The sequence below is a fragment of the Sphingosinicella sp. genome (assembly GCF_041916975.1).
Lineage (GTDB): Bacteria > Pseudomonadota > Alphaproteobacteria > Sphingomonadales > Sphingomonadaceae > Sphingosinicella.
Genome location: NZ_JAYRYK010000001.1, coordinates 3267831 through 3288147, shown reverse-complemented (window position 1 = coordinate 3288147; position 20317 = coordinate 3267831). Strand labels below are relative to the sequence as shown.

Annotated in this window: 15 protein-coding genes; 5 read left to right on the top strand and 10 right to left on the bottom strand. The window is 65.6% G+C overall.

Annotated features, from left to right (window positions below):
• Positions 1-3 precede the first annotated feature (3 nt).
• On the top strand, positions 4-1206 hold the full coding sequence (locus tag ACE3TJ_RS15570) for a dihydrolipoamide acetyltransferase family protein (protein ID WP_374597737.1): 1203 nt from the start codon (positions 4-6) through the stop codon (positions 1204-1206).
• A 6-nt stretch (positions 1207-1212) separates the two neighbouring features.
• Here ACE3TJ_RS15570 and ACE3TJ_RS15565 read toward each other — a convergent pair whose 3' ends face one another.
• The 4 genes from ACE3TJ_RS15565 to ACE3TJ_RS15550 are packed head-to-tail and all read right to left on the bottom strand — an operon-like array spanning position 1213 to position 8459.
• Entirely contained in the window at positions 1213-2703 is a 1491-nt protein-coding gene (locus ACE3TJ_RS15565) for an ATP-binding protein (RefSeq protein WP_374597735.1), read from the bottom strand.
• 47 nt (positions 2704-2750) lie between these two features.
• Positions 2751-4148: an efflux transporter outer membrane subunit gene (locus ACE3TJ_RS15560; RefSeq protein WP_374597733.1), complete on the bottom strand. Its 1398-nt coding sequence runs from the start codon at positions 4146-4148 to the stop codon at positions 2751-2753.
• Positions 4141-7305 (bottom strand): multidrug efflux RND transporter permease subunit, encoded by a 3165-nt coding sequence (locus ACE3TJ_RS15555; protein ID WP_374597731.1) that lies wholly within the window; start codon positions 7303-7305, stop codon positions 4141-4143. Before ACE3TJ_RS15555 ends, ACE3TJ_RS15560 begins: the two co-directional genes overlap by 8 nt.
• Positions 7302-8459: an efflux RND transporter periplasmic adaptor subunit gene (locus tag ACE3TJ_RS15550; protein ID WP_374597729.1), complete on the bottom strand. Its 1158-nt coding sequence runs from the start codon at positions 8457-8459 to the stop codon at positions 7302-7304. The genes ACE3TJ_RS15555 and ACE3TJ_RS15550 overlap by 4 nt, the downstream gene beginning before the upstream one ends.
• A gap of 125 nt (positions 8460-8584) precedes the next feature.
• On the opposite strand from ACE3TJ_RS15550, the gene ACE3TJ_RS15545 reads away from it, so the two are divergent.
• The gene (locus ACE3TJ_RS15545; RefSeq protein ID WP_374597727.1) at positions 8585-9238 is read left to right on the top strand and encodes a TetR/AcrR family transcriptional regulator; all 654 of its coding nucleotides are present in this window, start codon (positions 8585-8587) and stop codon (positions 9236-9238) included.
• Here ACE3TJ_RS15545 and ACE3TJ_RS15540 read toward each other — a convergent pair.
• The 4 genes from ACE3TJ_RS15540 to ACE3TJ_RS15525 all read right to left on the bottom strand — a co-directional run bounded on the left by ACE3TJ_RS15540 (position 9235) and on the right by ACE3TJ_RS15525 (position 14195).
• Positions 9235-10278: an alpha/beta hydrolase family protein gene (locus ACE3TJ_RS15540; protein ID WP_374597725.1), complete on the bottom strand. Its 1044-nt coding sequence runs from the start codon at positions 10276-10278 to the stop codon at positions 9235-9237. The genes ACE3TJ_RS15545 and ACE3TJ_RS15540 overlap by 4 nt on opposite strands.
• 53 nt (positions 10279-10331) lie before the next feature.
• Positions 10332-11504, bottom strand: a complete 1173-nt coding sequence (locus tag ACE3TJ_RS15535) for an iron-containing alcohol dehydrogenase (RefSeq protein WP_374597723.1) — start codon at positions 11502-11504, stop codon at positions 10332-10334.
• Positions 11505-11535: 31 nt separating this feature from the next.
• Entirely contained in the window at positions 11536-12873 is a 1338-nt protein-coding gene (locus ACE3TJ_RS15530) for an amidohydrolase family protein (protein WP_374597721.1), read from the bottom strand.
• Positions 12874-12971: 98 nt separating this feature from the next.
• Positions 12972-14195 (bottom strand): MFS transporter, encoded by a 1224-nt coding sequence (locus ACE3TJ_RS15525; RefSeq protein WP_374597719.1) that lies wholly within the window; start codon positions 14193-14195, stop codon positions 12972-12974.
• A gap of 259 nt (positions 14196-14454) precedes the next feature.
• On the opposite strand from ACE3TJ_RS15525, the gene ACE3TJ_RS15520 reads away from it, so the two are divergent.
• The 3 genes from ACE3TJ_RS15520 to ACE3TJ_RS15510 all read left to right on the top strand — a co-directional run bounded on the left by ACE3TJ_RS15520 (position 14455) and on the right by ACE3TJ_RS15510 (position 16256).
• Positions 14455-14709, top strand: coding sequence for a DUF6356 family protein (locus ACE3TJ_RS15520; protein ID WP_374597717.1), 255 nt, complete (start codon positions 14455-14457; stop codon positions 14707-14709).
• Positions 14710-14711: 2 nt separating this feature from the next.
• On the top strand, positions 14712-15740 hold the full coding sequence (locus ACE3TJ_RS15515) for a YeiH family protein (protein ID WP_374597715.1): 1029 nt from the start codon (positions 14712-14714) through the stop codon (positions 15738-15740).
• Between the two features lie 102 nt (positions 15741-15842).
• Positions 15843-16256, top strand: a complete 414-nt coding sequence (locus ACE3TJ_RS15510; RefSeq protein ID WP_374597713.1) for a hypothetical protein — start codon at positions 15843-15845, stop codon at positions 16254-16256.
• Positions 16257-16282: 26 nt separating this feature from the next.
• On the opposite strand, the gene ACE3TJ_RS15505 is transcribed toward ACE3TJ_RS15510, so the two are convergent.
• Entirely contained in the window at positions 16283-17428 is a 1146-nt protein-coding gene (locus tag ACE3TJ_RS15505; protein WP_374597711.1) for an alkaline phosphatase family protein, read from the bottom strand.
• An 84-nt stretch (positions 17429-17512) separates the two neighbouring features.
• On the bottom strand, positions 17513-20293 hold the full coding sequence (locus tag ACE3TJ_RS15500; RefSeq protein ID WP_374597709.1) for a TonB-dependent receptor: 2781 nt from the start codon (positions 20291-20293) through the stop codon (positions 17513-17515).
• Between the last annotated feature and the right edge of the window lie 24 nt (positions 20294-20317).

The window sequence follows — 20317 nt, the reverse complement described above, 5'->3', positions numbered from 1 at the left end:
CCCATGATCGACATTCTCGTTCCCTACGAACAGGAGGGGACCAAGGCCATCGTGCGGAGCTGGCTCGTCAAGGTCGGCGAGGCGGTGAAGGAGAACGACCCGCTCGTGGAGCTGGAGACCGACAAGGTGACGCAAGAGGTGCCTGCGCCCGCCGACGGCATTCTCGGCGAAATTCTGCTCGATACCGATGCCGAGGCGACACCGGGCGCGCTGCTTGGGCGTCTGCGCCCGGCGGATTCCGCTGCGCCGCCCGCGCCCGAGACCGCCGCGCCCGTCGAAACGCCGAAAGCCGCGCCGACAAACGAACGCCCGGCCCCCGCCAACTGGCTGTCGCCTTCGGTCCGCCGCGCAGTTCAGGAGCATGACGTCGATCCCGCCAACGTCACCGGCACCGGACGCGGCGGGCGCATCACGCGGAACGACGTGGAACGCCACGTGGCGGAGCGCGCCGAAGCACCGGCGCCCGCAGCGCCGAAAGCGTCTTCGCCGCAGCCCCCCGCCAAGAGCGGCGGCGTAACCAGCGTGCCGCACGACCGGATGCGGCTCGCGATCGCGCGCAACATGCTCGGCTCTGTCACCACGGCGCCGCATGTGACCGCCGTGTTCGAGTGCGACTTCTCCGCGATCATGGCGCACCGCAAGGCGCACAAGGATGGCTTCGCCGCCTCGGGCGCGAGCCTCACGTTCACCGCCTATTTCATCGCCGCGTGCGTGGAGGCGATGCGCGCCGCGCCTGCGATCAACAGCCGCTGGTTCGACGACCGGCTGGACATCTACGACGACATCAACATCGGCGTCGGCACCGCGCTTGGCGACAAGGGATTGATCGTGCCGGTGGTGCACGGCGCGCAGGCGCTGTCGCTGCTCGGCATTGCGCAGCGCCTCACCGATCTCGTGACGCGCGCGCGCGACGGGAAGCTTTCAGGCGGTGATGTTTCGGGCGGCACGTTCACGATTTCGAACCACGGCGTTTCCGGCTCGTTGCTCGCCACGCCCATCATCATCAGCCAGCCGCAATCGGCGATCCTCGGCATCGGCAAAACCGAGAAGCGCGTCGTCGTGCGCGAGGTCGGTGGCGTCGATACGATCCAGATCAGGCCGATGGCCTACGTGTCGCTCACCATTGATCACCGCGTGGTCGATGGGCACCAGACGAACACGTGGCTTTCGAAGTTCGTCGAGACGCTGGAAAACTGGCCAGTCTGAGACTTTTCAGCCCGTCGCCGACCTGCGCCGTGCAGCACGCGCGCCGGTGGACGCGGATGGGGCCGTCGTGAAGCCGAGTTGCGGGATGCTGATCGTGCGGTTGCCCGAAAGGTCGTTGCGGCTGACGATGAGGCCGGTGCTTTCCATATAACCCAGCAGGCGGCGGACGCGGCCGAGCGAACTTGTGCCGTAAACGGCCGCGATCGCGGTGTCTTCCGGGCAAGGCAGGCGTTCGCGCGCCGCATGGGCGATGAGCAGGAACGCGCCCACCATCTCGGCGGGAAGCGTGTCGGCGAGCGCCATCGCATCGCGCCAATCTTCGTCCTCCGGGTTCGCGATGCCGGCGCGCGCGCAGGAGAGGCGGCGGCTGAAACCGTCGAGATCGAGCGGCGGCGATGCGAGGCCGGCCATGCGGCAGCGGACCTGGAAATCCTGGAAAAGCACGTTCGCGCTGCGATGCTCGCTGCCCTCTTCCGCCAGCATGGCATCGAGCACATCGGCGATGATGGCGCCCACGGCCTCGGGATCGGGTGGCGGACCTTCGGGTACGGGCGCGGCGGGGCGCAGTTCCTGCGCGACGCGGCGCAGCAGCGTTTCGGCGGGGACCGGCGTGCGCGGCGGGGGCGCAGGAAGCGGCGCATCTTCGGGCACGGGCGCGAAGATGAGGCCCCGGACCTCCGCCGCGTCCATCGGCAGCGGCGCAAGCGACGGGCCGGTGCCGCGTGCCTGCGTTCGCACCGCGCCGATGCGCACGGGCACCGGACGCCTTGCGATGGCAGGACCGAGCGCGAGGAACGCGCCGCGTTCGAGATCACGGATCGCCTCGGCCTGCCGCCGCTCCATGCCGAGCAGATCGGCGGCGCGGGCCATGTCGATATCGAGGAAGGTGCGGCCCATCAGGAAGTTCGAGGCCTCAGCAGCAACGTTCTTCGCGAGCTTGGCGAGGCGCTGCGTCGCGATGACGCCCGCGAGGCCGCGCTTGCGGCCGCGGCACATGAGGTTCGTCATCGCCGCGAGCGAGGCGCGGCGCACGTCGTCCGCAACGTCTCCCGCGCCCGCGGGGGCGAAAAGCTGCGCTTCGTCGACGATGACCAGCACGGGATACCACTGCTCGCGCGGCGCATCGAACAGGCCATTGAGGAACGTGGCGGCACAGCGCATCTGCGCTTCGACATCAAGGTCTTCAAGATTGAGCACGACCGACGCGCGGTGTTCGCGCACGCGCGCGGCGAAATGGCCGATCTCGCGCTCGCCATAGTCCGCCGCCTCGATCACCGAATGGCCGAACGGTTCGGCAAGCGTGACGAAATCACCCTCCGGATCGATCACGACCTGCTGGACGCTCCCGGCGCTCTCCTCCAAGAGGCGGCGCAGCAGGTGCGACTTGCCCGAGCCCGAGTTGCCCTGCACGAGCAGGCGGGTTGCGAGCAATTCCTGGAGATCGATCGGCACGGACTGCCCGGACCGATCGTTTCCGATATCAATGGTGACCGTCATCCCCCCTCTTTGGGAGAAGGCACACGGCGCGCGCAAGCCCTGATAATCTAAGAACCGCCGCCTTCGACGAGACCGCCGCCGAGCGCGACGTAAAGCGCCACGCGATTGTCGAGCACGGCGCGGTTCGCGGTGATGAGCGCCTGCTCGGCATCGAACAGGTTGCGCTCCGCATCCAGCACTTCGAGATAGCCGACGACGCCCTCGCGGTAGCGCGTGCGCGCGAGCTGCGCGATGTGCCGCTGGGCCTCGGTCGCGCGGAGCTGCGCGAGCATCTGCTCAGCGAGGAAACGACGGCCCGCGAGCGCATCGGCCACCTCGCGGAAGGCGAGCTGGACGGTCTGCTCGTACTGAGCGACCGCGATGTCCTCGCGCGCTTCGGCAACGGTGAGGTTGCCCTTGCGACGGCCGAAATCGAAGATCGGCAGGTTGAGCGCCGGACCGACGCTCCAGTTGAAGCTGCCGTTGTCGAAGAGCGAATCAAGCTCACCCGACGCGAAGCCGAGCGTGCCGGTGAGCGAGATGGTCGGGAAGAACGCCGCGCGCGCCGCGCCGATATTGGCGCGGGCAGCACGAAGCGTTTCCTCGGCCGCGAGGATATCCGGCCTCAGCGTCAGGAGATCGGAGGGCAGGCCCGCCGCCAGCCGTGGGAAGCCGTCCTGCTCGCCAAGCGGCAGCGGCGCTTCGGTTTCAGGAAGCGGTCCGCCGACGAGGACGGCGAGGAAGTTCGCATTGCGGCTGCGCGAAAGGCGGAGCCCGGCAAGCTCGGTCTCGGCCTGCGTGAGCAGCGATTCGGCCTGCCGGAAATCGAGCGCGGAGGTGACGCCCGCATCGAGGCGGCGCTGGGCGATGCGCACGCCGTCCTCGCGGCTTTTCACCGTCGCTTCGGCGAGCGTGATGCGCTCTTCGGTTTCGCGGAGCGCAAACCACGTGGTCGCGACATCGCGGACGAGGCTGAGCCGGAAGGCGCGCTCCGCCTGCACAGTCGAGAGATACTGCGCCCGCGCCGCTTCGGAGAGGTTGCGGACACGGCCCCAGAAATCGAGCTCGAACGCCGAGACGCCGACACCGACGGAAAAGCGATCCTGCTCCGCCACGGCGACGCCGGTTGATGTCGTGACCGGACCCCGGCTTCGCGTCGCATCGCCGCTCGCGGCGAGCGTCGGCAGTCGGTCCGCGCGCTGGATGCGGTAGAGCCCGCGCGCTTCCTCGATACGCGCAATCGAGACGGCGAGGTCGCGGTTGCGCTCCAGCGCTGTGCCGATCAACGTGCGCAGCGCCGGGTCGGCGAAGAAATCGCGCCAGCCGATGGTTTCCGCGCGCGTTCCATCCGCAGGGTCCGGGGACAGCGGATAGGCGGGTGCGGTCGGCAATGCAGGACGCTCGTGCTTCGGCGCCATCTGGCACGCGGAGACCAGCAGTGCGGAGAGGAACAGAAGCTTACGCATCGGTCGTCTCCACGTGACGCGGCTCGCCGGGTGCGGGCGGCCGCCTGCGGCTGATCCAGCGGCGCACCGCATAATAGAACAGCGGAATGAGGAAGATGCCGATCAGCGTCGCGGTGATCATGCCGCCCATCACGCCGGTGCCGACCGCGCGGCGGCTTGCCGCACCCGCACCGCTCGCGATGAACAGCGGGAACATGCCGCCGATGAACGCCAGCGAGGTCATGATGATCGGACGCAGGCGGAGCTTCACCGCCTCCATCGTCGCTTCGAGCGGCGACTTGCCTTTGGCCTCTTCCTCGATCGCGAATTCGACGATGAGGATGGCGTTCTTGGCGGCGAGACCGATGATGGTGACGAGGCCGACGTTGAAATAAATATCCGCCGACAGCCCGCGCATCGCCGTCAGCAGCACCGAGCCGAGCACGCCGAGCGGCACGATGAGCAGCACCGACACCGGCACCGCCCAGCTTTCGTAAAGCGCGGCGAGCAGCAGGTAGACGACGACGAGCGACAGGCCGAGCAGCAGACCGATCTGACCCGCGGACTGTTTCTCCTCGTAAGAGATGCCCGTCCATTCGTAGGCGAAACCTTCGGGAAGCTGTTCCGCGAAACGCTCCATCTCCGCCATCGCCTCGCCGGTCGAACGGCCGGGCGCGGCGGAACCCGAAATCGTCATCGACGGGTAGCCGTTGTAGCGCTGGAGCTGCTGCGGCCCGGCTGTCCATTCCACCTGCGTGAATGCGCCGAACGGCACCATGTCGCCCGAGGCGCTGCGCACCTTGAGATCGAGCACGTCCTGCGGGGTCATGCGGAAGGGCGCGTCGGCCTGCAGCAACACCTGCAGCACGCGGCCGTCGCGCGTGAAATCGTTCGCGTAGGCGCTGCCGAACGAGATCGCGAGCGTATCATTCACATCGCCGATCGAAAGCCCAAGCGCGCGTGCCTTGATGCGATCGATCAGCACGCGAAGCTGCGGCGATTCCGGCTGACCTTCGGGCCGCACGCCCAATAACACCGGGCTTTGCGACGCGAGGCCGAGCAACTGGCCCTGCGCGGCGATAAGTGCCTTGTGCCCATGGCCGCCGCGATCCTGCAGCTTGAACGTGAAACCGCCCGCCGTGCCGAGTTCCTGGATCGCGGGCGGATTGAGCGCGAACACCATCGCCTGCTTGATCTGCATGAACGCGCCCATCGCGCGGCCGACAATCGCGTCCGCCTTGTTGTCGACGCCCTTGCGCTCGTCCCACGGCTTCAGGTTCACGAACACGATCGCGTTGCCCTGCCCCTGCCCGAAGAAGCTGAAACCGCGCACGACGAAAACATTCTGCACCTGCGGCTGCGTGGCGTAGAACGCCTTAACCTGAACGATCGCCTCTTCGGTGCGCTCGCGCGTCGCGCCCGCCGGCGCTTGAATGGCTGTGATGATGCTGCCCTGATCCTCGGTGGGCAGGAAGCCGCCGGGGAGGCGCGTGAACAGGATCGCAGTGAGACCGAACAGCAGGACGAATACGCCGAGCCAGCGCAGCGGCCGCGACAACACTTTGCCGACGGTGCGCTGGTAGCGGTCCGTCGAGCGGGCAAACCACGCGTTGAACCGATCGAAGAAACCGCCTGTGATCTGCGCGAAGCGACCCCGCCGCTCTTTCACCTCGCTGTGCGGCTTCAGGAAGGTGGCGCAAAGCGCCGGCGTCAGCGTCAGCGCGAGCAGCGCGGAGAAGCCGATGGAAACGATCAGCGTCACCGAGAACTGGCGATAGATCTGCCCGGTCGAACCGGGGAAGAACGCCATCGGGATGAACACCGCCATCAACACGAGCGTGATGCCGATGATCGCCGAGGTGATCTGGCTCATCGCCTTTACCGTCGCCTCGTAGGGCGAGAGATTCTCCTCCGCCATGATGCGCTCGACATTCTCGATCACGACGATGGCATCGTCGACGAGGATACCGATGGCGAGCACCATGCCGAACAGCGAAAGCACATTGATCGAAAAGCCGAACAGCCAGAGGCCGAGGCAAGCGCCGGCGAGTGCGATCGGGACCACGATCGTGGGAATCAGTGTCGCCCGCCAGTTCTGAAGGAACAGGAACATCACGAGGAAGACGAGCACCATCGCTTCGCCGAGCGCCTTCACGACCTCTTCGATGGAAACGGTAATAAAGGGCGTCGTATTGTAGGGAATTTTCCACGTGATGTCGGAGGGGAAGCTGCGCTCCAGCTCTTTCATGCGCGCATTGACACCCTCCGCCGTGGCGAGCGCGTTTGCGCCGGGTGTCATCTGCACAGCAATGCCGGCCACCGGATTGCCATTCAGCTCGGAATCGAACGTGTAGTTCTGCGCGCCGAGTTCGACGCGTGCGACGTCCTTGAGGCGCACGGCCGACCCGTCCGGGTTGGCGCGCAGGATGATTGCCGCGAACTGCTCCGGATTGGTGAAGCGGCTTTGCGTGATGATCGTGGCGTTGAGCTCGCTGCCGTTCGCCAGCGGCCGATCGCCGAGCGCACCACCCGGCGACTGGCTGTTCTGCTCGCGCACGGCGCCGAGCGCTTCGGCCGCCGAAAGGCGGTAGTTCGCAAGCTTCTGCGGATCGAGCCAGATGCGCATCGCGTAGGGCGGCGTGAACACCTGCACCTCGCCGACGCCGGACACACGGCGCAGTTCGTCAACGACGCGGCTATTGGCGAAGTTGCCGAGATCGAGCGCGGCAGTTTGGCCGCTCTTCGATTGCAGGCCAACAATCAGCAGGAAGCCCGCATTGGCCTCAGCGACCGAAATGCCCTGTCTGCGCACCTCCTCGGGAAGCCGCTGCTCGACACGGCGCAGCCGATTCTGCACCTCCATCTGCGCTTCGTTGATGTCCGTGCCGGTACTGAAGGTGACATTGATCGACGCAGTGCCATTGGAAAGGCTGGTCGACGACATGTAGAGGAAACCCTCGACGCCGTTCAGCTGCTGCTCGATGACCTGTGTGACGTTCTGCTCGAGCACCGCCGCGTCAGCGCCGGGATAGGTCAGCTGGATCGTGAGCGAAGGCGGTGCGACGGACGGATACTGCTCGACCGGCAGCCCACGCAGCGCCAGCACGCCCGCAAGCGTGATGCAGAGCGCGAGCACCCACGAGAAGACGGGGCGATCGATGAAGAAACGCGGGGTCATTTGGCGCCGGCAGCCTTCTCTGCGGCCTTTTTCGCCGCAGCACTCACGATGCGGACCGGCTGGCCGGGGCGGACACCCTGAAGACCGCTCACAACGACACGGTCGCCGCTGCGAAGGCCCTCGTCGATCACCCAGCTGTTACCCTGAAGCCGGCCGAGCTTCACGGGGCGCACCTCGGCGACGTCCTTCGCGCCGATCACATAAACGCTGCCGCCGTCTTCGGTGACGGTGACCGCACGCTGCGGGACGAGGATGCCATTCGCCCGCGTTCCAGCACCGATCTGCGCACGCACGAACTGGCCGGGCAGAAGTATCCGCCTGGGGTTCGGGAACTCGGCACGCAGCGCGGCCGTTCCCGTCGCTTCGTCGATCGAAAGGTCGAGGAAATCGATGTGGCCGATCTGCTCGTACGCGGTGCCGTCCTCAAGGATCAGTGTCACGTCCCAGCGGCCAAGCTCCGGGATGTGCAGCTTGCCGCCGGCGATGTCGCGGCGGATTGCGAGCAGATCGGAACTCGATTGCGAGAAGTTCACGTAGATCGAATCGATCTGTTCGATCGTGGTGAGCAGCGTGCCCTGCGACACGCTGACGAGCGCGCCCTCCGTCACCTGCGCACGGCCCGCACGGCCCGCGATCGGGGCCCGTACGGTCGCGTAGCCGAGACTGAGACGCGCCGATTCGACCTGCGCGCGTGCCTGATCGACATCGGCCTGCGCCGTGCCCAGCCGCGCCACCGCCGCGTCATATTCCTGCTTGCTGATCGCCTGATCGGCGATCAGTCCGTCGTAACGCTGAAGATCCTGCGCCGCGTTCGCCGATGTCGCCTGCGCACGTGCACGCGCCGCCTGCGCAGCATTGAGCGCCGCGGTCATCTCGCGCGGGTCGATGGCGAACAGCGCCTGCCCGGCCTTCACGTCGGTGCCCTCGTCGAACAGGCGGCGTTCGATGATGCCGTCCACGCGTGCGCGCACCTCCGCCGTGCGGATCGCCTGCACGCGCCCCGGCAGCTCGATGACGTTCGCGACCGGCTGCGACCGGACCGTAACGATCTCGACTTCGGGCGGCGGCGGTGCGGGCGGCGCATCCTCCGCGCAGGCGGAAAGCCCCACGCAGACGGCAAGTGCCGCTGCCGCCAGCCATCGGTTGTTACGCATGAAAACTCCGTCGCGGGGGATGAATCGGGACACTGTTGGCGCCGCCCTTGTCAAAGCGTGTAGTGTAACGTACATTACAGGTCAACAACCAAAGACAAGATCAATATGGGGAACGCCAGAATAGCATGAACGCAGAGGCAGAGCAGCTAGACGCACCGCGCATGACACAGGACGAGCGCCGCACCGTCCGACGTCAGGCCATTCTCGACGCCGCAGAGGCGCTGTTCCTCGAATACGGCTATCCGTCTGTCAGCCTCAGCACGATCGTGCAGCGTTCCGGTGGCTCGCTCGCCACCATCTACCAGATGTTCGGCAACAAGCAGGGCCTCCTGCGCGCCGTAGTCGACCGCAGCAGCGACGAAAGTCTCAAGGATTTGGATACGCTGCTGGCAAGCGGATTGTCGCCAAGGCGCATCCTCGAAGAGTTCGCCATCAGCTATCTCGCCTTCACAACGACGCCGCGCAAGATCGCCTTCATGCGCCTCGTCATCACGGAAAGTCTCACCGATCCGGACTTCGGCGAGGCGTTCGATAACGATATGCAGATGAAGTACATCGCCCGCATTGCAGGCCTGTTCGAAAACTGGAACGCGCAGGGCCTTGCCCGTATCGACCGTCCGCAACAGGCAGCGGAGCTTTATCTCGCCATGCTGCTGTGCAATCTGCCGATCCGGTTCATGCTGGGCCGACCGGCTGAAAAACCTTCGCGCGAGGACACCATTTGGCGTCTCGCCGGGTTTCTCGATCGCTTCGGAATGAAGGCCGAGACCGAGGCTTAGCGCGCCGGACCCATCCAGCGGTTGAACCAGGCAACGATACGCTTCAGCGCGTCATCGCGCTCGGGCGTCGCGCCCTTCATGAACACGTGGCCGCCGGGCGCCTCATCGTAAATCTTGACCTCGTGGGTCTTGCCGTTCGCCTTCAGCGCATCGATGAGACGACCGGTATGGATCGTGTGCGGCACGATCTTGTCGCCGCTCGTGGCGAGGACCAGCACCGGCGCCTCGATCTTGTCGACGAAGTTGATCGGCGACACGTTGATGTAGGCAGGCAGGTTCTCGTGCGGCAGCTTGCCCTTGAAGCTAGGGTTCGTCTCGGCGATTTCCTTGCGGCGGTAGTCGGGCTTGTACGACATGTAGGCCACGAAATCGGTGAGTCCCACGATATCAACTGCAGCCTTGAACTGCTTCGGTGCACGCTCGATGGCGAGCAGCGTGATCATGCCGCCGCGGCTCTGGCCGAGGATACCAATGCGGGCGCCATCGATGTCCGGTCGCGTCGCAGCATAACGCGCCGCGGCGAGCACATCGGCAACATCGGTGTTGCCGTAATCGTTCTGGTAGATCGCGTCCCCGTAGCCGCGGCTGCCGCGGTATTCGGGGAACAGCACGACATAGCCCGCTTCCACCGCCGCTTCGATAAGCGGGAACCATGACGGCTCCAGCCGCTCGTGGAAGCCTCCATGCACCATCACGACGGCGGGGCGGCGCGCATTCGACGCTTTGACCGGCGTGAACACGTGCGTCGGGATCAGCTCGCCGTCGCTGTTCACATACTCGGTCGAGAGCCGGATGCGGTCCGAATAGTCGAGCCGGAATTGGGTGAGGATCGCGAGCTGCTGGTTGACGTAAATCTCCTGCTGGAGATGCTTCAGCAGCGCGGCAGGATCGTCCGTCCCCGTGTTGGTGAAGCTGTCGAGCGCCCCTTCGCGCTCGTCCACCGAGCGCGAGAAGTCGTTTGCAGCACCCTTGCCGGAAGCTGGTGTCTCCGGAGCCGCCGACGCGGCCAGCGATGCGATGAGAGCAGTAATGAGCAGCATGGTCCCCCCTTGTGTCTCCCATGCCCGGCACAGCTGACGCCACGCTGTCGTGCTTACGCGACGCCATCCCAGGCGCGGGCGTAGAGCGCGGCCATCTCCGCTTCGCCAGGAACGCGCGGGTTGTTCGCGGGTGAGCCCGAGGCGAGCGCCTGCGAGCACATCAGCGGCACGAGATCGTTCCAGCGCGCCGCATCTATGCCCCACGCGGCGGGCGACGGCACATCGAGATCACGATTGAGCGCAGAGAGTTCTTCCAGCAGACGCGCGACCGCCGACTGTTCGCCCTCCCCCTCCTCGGCGACACCCATCGCCCGCGCGCAGTCCGCATAGCGTGTCATGGCGGCAGGCGCCGACCACGCCGTGACGGCGGGGAGCAGCATGGCGTTCGAAAGCCCGTGCGGGACATGGAAATGCGCGCCGATCGGTCGGCTCATGCCGTGGACGAGCGCAACCGAGCTGTTCGAAAAGGCGATGCCGCCCTGCATCGCGCCGAGCATCATCGCCTCGCGCGCCGGGCGGTCGCCGGGATCGGTACAGACGCGGCGGATGTTGGGCGCGATGAGGCGCATTGCCGAGAGCGCCATGCCGTCGCTGAACGGATTGGCCTTGCGCGAGACGTAGGCCTCGATCGCGTGCGTGAGCGAATCGATGCCCGTGTCGGCGGTGAGCCGCCGCGGCTTGCCCAGCGTCAGCTCGTAATCGACGAGGGCAGCGACCGGCAGATAGGCGAGGCCCGCGCAGAGCATCTTCTCGTCGGTTTCACCGTCGGTGACGATCGTGAAGCGCGTCGCCTCCGAACCCGTGCCCGCTGTCGTGGGAATCGCGATCACCGGCAGGCCCGGCACATCCTGCACGTGCGGCACCTTGTAGTCGGCCATCGCGCCGCCGTGGACGGCGAGCATGGCGATCGCCTTGGCGCTATCGAGCGGGCTGCCACCGCCGAAGCCAACGACGCAGTCGTGATCCCCGTCATGCAGGAACGCGAGCCCGGCCTCGATCGAGGCGACCGTGGGATCCGGCACCGTCTCCGTGAAGACGCGCGCCGTGATCCCGGCCGCATGCAGTCCGTCGAGCAGCCGCTCGACCATACCCTGCCCGGCGAGGAAGGAATCGGTGACGACGAGCGGCCGCGCAACGCCGAGCGCGCCGAGCACCTCGGCAAGCTGCTGCGCTGCGCCGCCGCCGATCCGCAGGATGCGGGGAAGCGCGATGCCGGCAACCGTCAACGGATCATCTCCTCCCCGATCACGGCGGGCCTCAATCCGCCGGGAAGCCCTGGCGCTTGCCGCCCGCCTTGTGGACGACGCCGCGGCGCATCACGAAATCGACGCTTTCCATGCGCGTCACATCGTCGAGCGGGCTGCCCGCAACGGCGATGATGTCCGCATCCTTGCCCGGCGTGATCGTGCCGATGGTCGCCGAGCGGCCGAGTGCTTCGGCCGCGTTCACCGTCGCCGCCTGAAGCGCGGCGGCAGGCGACATGCCCGCCTTCACCATCAGCGCGAACTCCTTCGCGTTGTCGCCGTGCTTCGAAACGCCGCTGTCCGTGCCGAACGCAACCTTCACGCCCGCCGCGAACGCCTTCTTGTGGCTGTTGAACGCGTTGGCGGCCGCTTCCTCAGCCTTCGGGATCACAGCGGGCGGCAGCGCGCCGGCGCGCGCCTGCGTGACGGCCGTGTTGGCCGCAAGCATGGTCGGCACGAGCCACGTGCCGTGCGTCTTCAGGAGCTTGATCGCCTCGTCATCGAGGAACGAGCCGTGATCGACCGTGTCGACGCCCGCCGGAATCGCCGCCTTCGTGCCCGCGGCATGGTGGCTGTGCGTCGCAACCTTGCGGCCGAGACCGTGCGCCGTGTCGATCACCGCCTTGATCTCCTCGTCGGTCATCGAGCGGCCGAGACCGCCCGAAACGTTGGAGAGCACGCCGCCCGTCGACATGAACTTGATGACCTGCGCGCCGAGCGCAACCTGCTGACGCACCGCGCGGCGGCAATCGTCAGCGCCATCGCACGTGTTGATCTGATGCTCGTGGACGGCGTTGTAGAAAGGCTCGGCAAGCCCGTTCGAGGGGTCGCCGTGGCCGCCGGACACCGAAATCGGCGCACCCGCGTTCACGATCGTCGGCCCCTCGACATCACCGCGCTCGATGCCGTCGCGCAGCGCGCGGATGCCGCGCGGATCGCCGCCAAGATCGCGCACCGTGGTGAATCCGGCGTCGAGCGTGACGCGCGCGTTCGAGACGGCATACATCATGTCGTCGGTCGTATCGTTGGTCATGCCGGTCAGCCGCGCGCGCAGCGGATCGCCGCCGATGCCGTAGAAGTGGACGTGGAGGTCGATCAGGCCCGGCAGCACGAAGCGGTCCTTGAGGTCGACGACCTTCGCGCCCGCCTCCGGCTCGGCATAGCCGTCGCGCACTTCCGCGACCTTGCCATTCCGAATGATGATCGTGCTCGGTCCACGCGGCGCCTTGCCGGGCTCGGCAAGCAGCGTTCCAGCGTAAACGAGGGTCACGGCCTCGTCCGTCGGCGCGGGCTGCGCGGCGAGCAGCGAGGTGGAAAGCAGGGCGAGGGTGACGGCAGCAACACGACGCATATGAAAGATCCCCTGAAGCTTTGGATATGAACCCGTCATAGTCCCGCTTCTTTCAAAGGATCAAGGCCGGCCTCGGCGCTGTGATGGCCGATGCCGGGTCAGGCCGGGTCACGGTGCCTTTCGATATGCCGGCGCAGGATCATCAGCGACACGGCAAGCAGCGCCATCAGAAGCGCTATGGTGACAAAAAAGCCGCCAGCCTGCCAACCAATGAGCACGCCGCCCGCAAGAGCGCTGATCATCGCACCCGTCCGCCCGAAGCCAAGTGCCACACCGATCGCAGTCGATCGTGTCTCGACCGTGTAGAGCTGCGCGGCGACCGCGAAGAGAATCGACTGAATGCCCGCGCTGGACACGCCGAGCAGGGCGATCAGCGAAACGCTGATCAGGAATGCGCCAGGATGTGGCGGAAAGCTCGCGAGCAGCACGCTGGTGACGCCGCCGCCAAGTGCCATCGTGACAAGCACGGTCCGCGACCCGAATCTGCGAATGAGCACTGCGCCGAGGAGTGCGCCGACGATGCCGCCGCAGTTAAAAAGCGCAGCACCGATGCTGGCATCACCGAGATCGAACCCCGCGCCGACAAGCAGGCTCGGCAGCCAGTTGAGCGAGAGGTATACGGCCATCAGCGACCAGAAATACGAAATCCACATCGCCAGCGTGTCGCGCCGTGCATCCTTGCCGAGCACCAGAGCGAGCGTTTTGGCGAAACCCGGCGAGGGCAACGGGCTGACATCCGGCGTTTCGGGCGCGGGCGCGGCTTCGTACTTCTGAAGGAACAGGAGCGCGCCGAGCAGGATCGAGGCTACGCCGCAACCGATGAACAGCGGCCGCCAGCCAAACGTAGGCAGCACCCACGACGCAAGGATACCACCCAGCATCCCGCCGAGCGGAATGCAGAGGATCGTGGCGGTCACCGCGACGGCCCGCCATCGCGGCGCTATGGTTTCCGACATCAGCGCAGCAGCATTCGGAAGCGCGCCGCCCATGCCGAGACCGGCAATAAACCGCAGGAGGAGGATTTCATTCACGCTGCCAGCCCAGGCGCAAAGCCCCGTAAACAGGCCGAACAGAACAACACTGATCCCGAGTGCGATGTGCCTGCCGAAACGATCACCGACATAGCCGAGCACGATGGTTCCCGCCGCCATACCGACGAGCCCGGCCATGAAAACGAGGCCGAACGCACTCTTCTCTGCGCCCCATTCGGCGGCGATGGCGGGCAGAGCAAAACTCAGCGCCTGACCATCAAGACCGTCTAGCAGGATTGCAAAGACGGTGAGCACGCCAAGCTGCCGGTAAGCCGGCCGAACGAAAATCATCTGCACCCGATTCCCCCCACGCAAGGCGCATCCACAGCCGCCTCCCCGGAAGGACATATCGCAGTCCTGCCGCTGTGCGAACGCGATTTACAGCTATGGCTTGCTCTTGTCCCACCTTGGGATCACATTCCATACATGTCCGAAATTTCGGCTAAATTTCCCAAGAATGTCGGAGAATTGTAGCGCATTTGGTGCCACCTTCTGTCCCCCTCTCTCTATTCTGCGTCCATCAGCGGACGGACAACGGGGCGGTGGACACATGCGGTCATTTTTCGGGCTCTTCACGAATCATCCGGCCTCGGTGGGCGAGAGCTATTTCGAACACATGGCCATGTCGTTCGGCTTTTCGATGCGCATGTTCGGCGGCTGTCTCGCTTGCCTGCTCCATGGGCTGCTGCCGTTCCTGTTCGTGCGGACCGGCAGCGACCAGATTCGCATTCTTCATGACCGGATGGTCGCGCACCGCGACCGCCGGCTTCCCCGTATCGACGGAGACCTGAGCGGCGCCCGCTAGCCGTGGCCAGCATCGGGAGCGATCCGGCGCAGGCCGGCGCCGGCGCAAACGCACGGCCGCGCACAACACTGTTCCTTTCAGGCATCGCGCTCTGCGCTTCGCTGGCAGCAGGCGCGATCGGAATCGCAAGCGTTTCGGCGCTGCCCGGTGTGGTCGCCGCACTGATATTGGGGATGATCGCGCGTGCGCTGCTTCCCGGGCCCGCGGAGACGACCGAGCCCGGCATACGCTATTGCAGCCGTACGCTGCTGCGCATCGCCGTGGCGCTGCTCGGGCTTCGGCTGGCGGCACCTGATCTCGCCGCGCTCGGCCCCGGCGCGATCGGCATCGTCGCGGTTTCGCTCGCAGCCACGATCGGTGCCGGTTATCTGATCGCGAGGCCCATGCTGCGCGATCGGCAGGTCGCGGCCGTGGCCGCCGCCGCTGTGGCGGTCTGCGGCGCGTCCGCCGCGCTGGCAGTCTCCGCGATCTTTCCGCAGCGCGCCGCGCTTGAACGGATGACCACGCTCGTCGTCATCGTTGTCTCGCTGCTGAGCACGATCGTGATGCTGGCGTATCCGCCGCTCGCTGCGGCGCTCGGCTTTTCCCCCGCCGAAACCGCGCTGCTGTTCGGCGCGGCCATCCATGATGTCGCACAGGTGGCGGGAGCAGGCCTTGCGATATCCCCGGAGGTCGCAACGCAGGCCGTTGCCGTGAAGATGATCCGCGTCGCGGGACTTTTGCCGATCGTTCTAGGCTTCGGAATCCTGCTTCGCGCGAAACACGACGGCGGCACGCGCCCCCAGTTGCTGCCCACGTTTCTGGTCGCTTACGTCGTCCTTGCCCTGGTCGCGGGTTTCGGGATCGCTCCGCCGCTCCTCGTCAGCCTCGGCAGCACGGCGGCGACATGGCTGCTGACCGCAGCCGTCGCTGCCCTCGGCCTTTCCACCCGGCTTGAAGACCTGCGGGCCGCGCCGCCACTCCTGCTGGCCTTCCTTGCCGCCCAAACGCTGTTGCAGCTGGCGATCGTGGTGCTGCTCATTCGCGTGTAAGCCGTGCCTGCCTGCCGATACGCGCCGTTCATTCTCCAGCCATGTTCGTAGGCGGAAATAGGCGCACAGGCTTCAGATCACCCAGCGAAAAGGAAGGCCAACATGAAAAGGTCGTTCTTCATTCTTCTTTCCGGCGCATTGCTCGCCGGCACCGCCGCGCAGGCAAAAACGCAAACCGCTGACGAACAGCTCGCGCGCGCCATCGAAGGCCGCGTCGCCGGCAAGCCGCAGGACTGCCTGAGGCAGCGGGACATCCGCTCATCGCGGATCATCGACCGCAAGGCGATCGTTTATGAAACGGCGGGCGGCACGATCTATGTCAACACGCCCGACTCGGGCGCGGCATCACTACGGCGAGACTATGTGCTGGTCACGAACACGCATTCGGACCAGCTCTGCTCGGTCGATATCGTGCGCCTCTTCGATTCCGGATCGCACATGCAGGCGGGATCAGTGGGGCTCGGCAAGTTCGTGCCCTACACGAAGCCCGCCAAGGCAGACGCTCACAAGCACTGATCGCGGCGGGGCGCTATTTTCCGGCGCTATTCACCGACCGGGCGGACCAGCGGCGGTGCTGACCGGGGATCGTAGCGGCTCCGGTCGAATCCCAGCGCCTGAAGCGCGGTCGCAGCGATCTGGCTTGCGGTCGCGCACACTCCCGGCGCTGCTTCGGCGACAAGCGGTGCCGGGCCGAGTATGGCCGCCCAACTCTGGTCCGAGCCCGTACGCGCGCGCTCGGGATGTTGCATTCCGGCCTCATCGAGCCCGCTGCCGTGATGGCGCCAGCCGTCTTTCAAGGGGCCGAGTTCGCCCCGGCCATGATCTGTGGTGACGATGAGCGTCGTCCTCCCTGCCCATGCCGGGTCGGCCTGCGCGGCGTCCCAGAGTTCGCGCGCGAAACGATCGGCGCGCTCGGTCGCAATCAGATATTCGTCGTAGGCGCCGGCGTGGGCGTGCGCATCGGGTTCACCGTAGGCGACATGGAGAACGCGCGGCGCATCGGCCATGAGCGACCGCAGTCCGAAAGCGTGGGTGAGCGCATCGTAACGCTCATCGAGATTCCATGGGCGCGGCAGATCGTTCTGTACCTTATTGAGTGCTGCGATCTCGGGATCGTTACCCGGAAGCGGCACAAGGCCCGCATTGACAGGAATGCCGCTGCGCTTCGCATTGACGATGGCCGGGAAGACGGCCCAGGTCGCGAAGACGCGGACGTGCCCTGCATAGCCGGGCTGCCGGTTAAGCCATTCCAGCACGGTCGTATCGGGATTGTCCACTGGGGCGTTGCTGTTCGCCCAGCCCACCCGCCCCGTCAGCATCTCGCTGTATCCGGGATAGGAGAACCAATAGCGATTGGCGACGCGCATGCAGGACCCCTGATCGCGGTTCCCGATCAATACGCCGCCCCGCTGCGGGAAGCTGTGCAGAAAGGGCGCGAGTGCGCGGGGGCGATCAGCCGGTGCGATATAGCGGTCGTGAACCTCGGCTGCCTTCTTCGTCTGCGCCTTGTCCGCGGCGAGTTCCGGGTCGGCACCCCTGAACAGATCCTGCCAGCGTACGCCGTCGATCGTGACAAGGATGAGGCGCGCATCGCTTGACGGCGCCGCCGTCTGCGCAGCCGCCGCAGCCGGCAGGACCGTGAACGCGCCGAGCAACAGGATGTATCTCGCAAACCGGGCCTGGGTCATGGAGCTCTCTCGTGGAGTTTCTGGTTGGCCGCTGGAATGCCGGTCACATGGCAGATGCATGTGACCGGCATGTGTCCGGCGGGATCAGAACCTGACGTTGACGCCGAAATCGACCGTGTAGGAGTAAACCTCGTCGCTCACGAGCTGGCGCGGCGTCGCCTGATAGATCACGGCCGAGGCGTCGTTCAGATTGGCGCCCGAGACGAAGACCTCGATCCTGTCCGTAACGCGGTAGGCCGCGCGGGCATCGATGACGGTGCGGGCTTTCACATACGTATCACCGGCCGCGTTTGCGCCGATCCCGGTCAGGTAGTCGTCGCGGAAGGTAACCGCGACCTTGGCTTCGAACGGGCCTTTTTCATAGAAGAGCGCCGCGTTGAAAAGCCATTTGGACTGGCGGAAGAACGGCAGGTCTTCGCTTTCCCGCCCCGGCACATCCACACTCGAATCGACGAAGGTGCCATTCAGTGAGACGCCGAGACCATCGAGGGGCTGCGGCAGGAAGGTCAGGCGCTTCTGCACGCCGAGTTCGAGGCCCTTCAATTCGCCGGAATCGGCGTTCTGCGGCTGCGACAGCGACAGCAGAGGGACACCGGCGAAGCTGGTATCGTAGATCGTGCGCGTGAAGATCGGGTTCTTGATCTTCTTGTAGAACGCCGCAAGCGATACGAGCGTATCGGCGCCCGGATAATATTCGAGCGACACATCGAGGCCCATCGCCTTGTAGGGCGCGAGGCTCGGATTGCCGGCAGCGCCGGAGCCGTCCTCTTCCTCGAAGGTCGGGACCTGCGCATCGTAATTCGGGCGGCCGATGGTGTTCGTCCAGGCAGCGCGCGCGATCAGATCCGGCCGGATGCGATAGTTGAGATGAAGGCTCGGCAGCACGTCGGTATAGTTCGTGCCGAGAGCGATCGGCACGATATCCGACGTTTCCAGCGTACCGTCACCGTCGGTGTCGCGAATAGCGAAGGCGCTGTAATCACCCTTCGTCTTCTCGACGCGAACGCCACCGATCACCGTGAGATCGCCGAGTTGCACATTCGCCATGCCGTATCCGGCATAGATCTTTTCGTGGATGTCGTAATCGAGGCTATGATCGTTGATGTAGGTGGCCGTCTCGTCGAGCACGAGCGAGCCAGGGCGCGCGGCAAAATAATCAAGGACGCCCTGATAATCCATGCCCGGCCCGAAATCGTAGACGCCGTCGAAGAACGGGATGTGCTCGGCCGAATAGGTGCCGGTGTCGGCGAACGTAACCGCGGCTGAGGGTGTCTGCAGCGACTGGCGATTGTCGCGGTGCTTCTTCCGGTCGGTGAACTTGGCGCCGACCTTCAGGAAGGTGCCCTCCATGCCCGGAATGTCGTAGCGCAGATCGGCGCGGAAGGCGTTCAGATCCTCATCGATCTCCTCGCTGCGCATACGGATGCGGCGAAGCGGATAGGCCGCGGGATCGAGCGCCGCAGGATTATAGCTCACGAACGTTGGGCTCGGCTTGGTAAGGTCGAGCGTGCTGTATAGCGTATCGACCGAACGGAACTCGATATCGTCGCGCACGGGTGTGTGCTCCTGCGCACGCGCATAGGTGTAGTTGAGATCGAGCTGCATATCGCCGAAGGTCAGTTCGGTACCGGGCGAGATGTTGTAAAGCTTCTGCGTCTGGTTGTTCTGCCGGAACTCGCGCGTCGCGCGTCCCCGCGACCAGCTCACCTGATCCTCGGCCGGGAAGGTGCGCGTGCCGCGCGCCAATTCCCAGTTGAACTGGTCCCGCTCTTCCTCGTCGGTGTACTCGTTGTAGATCGTGCGGACGTAAAAGCGCGTCTTGTCGTTCGGGCGCCAATCGAGATTGGCGAGCGCGCCGATGCGTTCACGCATGATGCGATAGTCATAGAGCACGATCGAGGTCGGCGCGGTCTCCTCCCCGAAATCGGTCCAGCCGCGCGGACCGGCGAGCTGACTGTGGATGAAGCGTTTCGAATAACTGGCGGCAAGCACGATGCCGAACTGATCGTCGGCGCCGAATTTCGTGCCGTACGTGGCGCTGCCACTGAAGCCGAACTTGTCGGCTGCATCGGAATAGGAGGTCTTGCCCGACACGAAGAAGAAGTCTTCGGTGCGATCGAACGCCGTCGGCGTCACGATATTGATGCTGCCGCCCACGGCGTTGGCATCATAGTCCGGCGTGACCGCCTTCACGACTTCGATGGCAGCGACGAGATCCGAAGGGATCGTGTCGAGTGCGACGCGGCGCCCCTCGGCTTCGGGAATGCCGACAAGATTGCCGTCGACCGTCACCTGATTGAGATTGGGATCAACGCCGCGCACAACGACGTAACGCGGTTCACCCTGATCGGTCTCGACGGAGATACCCGGCAGACGCTGCAAGGCCTGCGCCGTGTTGTAATCCGGAAGCTGGCCGATCGTGTCTGCGGAGACGACGTCCGAAATCGTGGGCAGCGCCCGCTTGCGTTCGACAGACAGCAGACGCGAGACGCGCGAGCCCAGGACCACGATTTCGTTGCCGTCCGCCTCAACGAGCTGAATTTCGGCATCAAGCGTGGCCGCGCCTTCCGCGGGTACCGTCACCGCACCAACGAACGGCTTGTAGCCGGACAGATCGATATGGACATTATACACGCCTGGCGCGATGCCGGTGAGACGGTAACGGCCGCCCTCATCAGTCCAGACCGGCTGGGCGGTGCCTTCGATGCTGACGCGCGCGCCGCTGACCGGACGGGAGAGCGCCGGATTGGTGACGACACCCTGCAGATCGGCGGCAAGTGCCAGACCCGGAACGGACGCTGCCGAGGTGAGGATAACGGCCCTGGCGAGCAGAAGACGTCGCGAAAACATCGCATGTGAGCGCATGGGAATTCTCCGGAAGGTTTGTGT

Excerpts from the sequence above, each read along its gene's own strand:
- ACE3TJ_RS15570 (WP_374597737.1), top strand. The coding sequence starts at position 4 with ATGATCGACATTCTCGTTCCCTACGAACAGGAGGGGACCAAGGCCATC.
- ACE3TJ_RS15565 (WP_374597735.1), bottom strand. The coding sequence starts at position 2,703 with ATGACGGTCACCATTGATATCGGAAACGATCGGTCCGGGCAGTCCGTG.
- ACE3TJ_RS15560 (WP_374597733.1), bottom strand. The coding sequence starts at position 4,148 with ATGCGTAAGCTTCTGTTCCTCTCCGCACTGCTGGTCTCCGCGTGCCAG.
- ACE3TJ_RS15555 (WP_374597731.1), bottom strand. The coding sequence starts at position 7,305 with ATGACCCCGCGTTTCTTCATCGATCGCCCCGTCTTCTCGTGGGTGCTC.
- ACE3TJ_RS15550 (WP_374597729.1), bottom strand. The coding sequence starts at position 8,459 with ATGCGTAACAACCGATGGCTGGCGGCAGCGGCACTTGCCGTCTGCGTG.
- ACE3TJ_RS15545 (WP_374597727.1), top strand. The coding sequence starts at position 8,585 with ATGAACGCAGAGGCAGAGCAGCTAGACGCACCGCGCATGACACAGGAC.
- ACE3TJ_RS15540 (WP_374597725.1), bottom strand. The coding sequence starts at position 10,278 with ATGCTGCTCATTACTGCTCTCATCGCATCGCTGGCCGCGTCGGCGGCT.
- ACE3TJ_RS15530 (WP_374597721.1), bottom strand. The coding sequence starts at position 12,873 with ATGCGTCGTGTTGCTGCCGTCACCCTCGCCCTGCTTTCCACCTCGCTG.
- ACE3TJ_RS15525 (WP_374597719.1), bottom strand. The coding sequence starts at position 14,195 with ATGATTTTCGTTCGGCCGGCTTACCGGCAGCTTGGCGTGCTCACCGTC.
- ACE3TJ_RS15520 (WP_374597717.1), top strand. The coding sequence starts at position 14,455 with ATGCGGTCATTTTTCGGGCTCTTCACGAATCATCCGGCCTCGGTGGGC.
- ACE3TJ_RS15510 (WP_374597713.1), top strand. The coding sequence starts at position 15,843 with ATGAAAAGGTCGTTCTTCATTCTTCTTTCCGGCGCATTGCTCGCCGGC.
- ACE3TJ_RS15505 (WP_374597711.1), bottom strand. The coding sequence starts at position 17,428 with ATGACCCAGGCCCGGTTTGCGAGATACATCCTGTTGCTCGGCGCGTTC.
- ACE3TJ_RS15500 (WP_374597709.1), bottom strand. The coding sequence starts at position 20,293 with ATGCGCTCACATGCGATGTTTTCGCGACGTCTTCTGCTCGCCAGGGCC.